The sequence below is a fragment of the Streptomyces sp. AC627_RSS907 genome, assembly GCF_019049165.1.
Window position 1 is genome coordinate 1 of the sequence record NZ_JAGMUE010000459.1, and the last position, 588, is coordinate 588.

1 protein-coding gene is annotated in these 588 nt (G+C 70.4%); it reads left to right on the top strand.

The genetic code is table 11. From position 1 onward, the window contains the following. Positions 1 to 367: 367 nt before the first annotated feature. On the top strand, positions 368 to 588 hold a 221-nt coding region (locus KUM32_RS36455; RefSeq protein ID WP_254406647.1), incomplete at its 3' end, for a response regulator transcription factor.

Sequence of the window (588 nt, forward strand, 5' to 3'; positions counted from 1 at the left end):
AAGAGGCCCGTCCCGAGGCGGAGCCCGCGGACGGCACCCCGTCCCGGCCCGAGTCGCAGCCGGGCCCGTCACCCGAGCCGAAGTCGGCCCCGCCTCCCGAGTCGAAGGCGGCGCGGCCTCCCGAATCAAGGTCGGCCCTGCCTCTCGAGCCGGAGGCGATGCGGCAAGCCGAGTCGGAGGCGGTGCGGCATGCCGAGCCGCAGGCCGGGCCACGGTCCTCCGGAGTACAGGCGGCGGCGCGGTCCGAGGTATCTGAGATATCCGAGATAAGACGACAGACAAAAAAGGGGGACGCGTCGTGACTGCGTCGCAGCCCATTCGGGTACTGCTCGCCGACGATCAGACGCTGGTGCGGGCCGCCTTCGCGATGCTCGTCGAGTCGGCCCGCGACATGCGGGTGGTCGGCCAGGCGGGCAACGGCAGGGAGGCGGTCGAGCTGGCCCGCTCGGTCGACGTCGACCTCGTCGTGATGGACATCCGCATGCCGGAACTGGACGGGATCGAGGCGACGCGGCGCATCGCGGCTGACCCCGAGTTGGCCGATCTCAAGGTGCTGGTTCTCACGACGTACGACACCGACGAGTACAT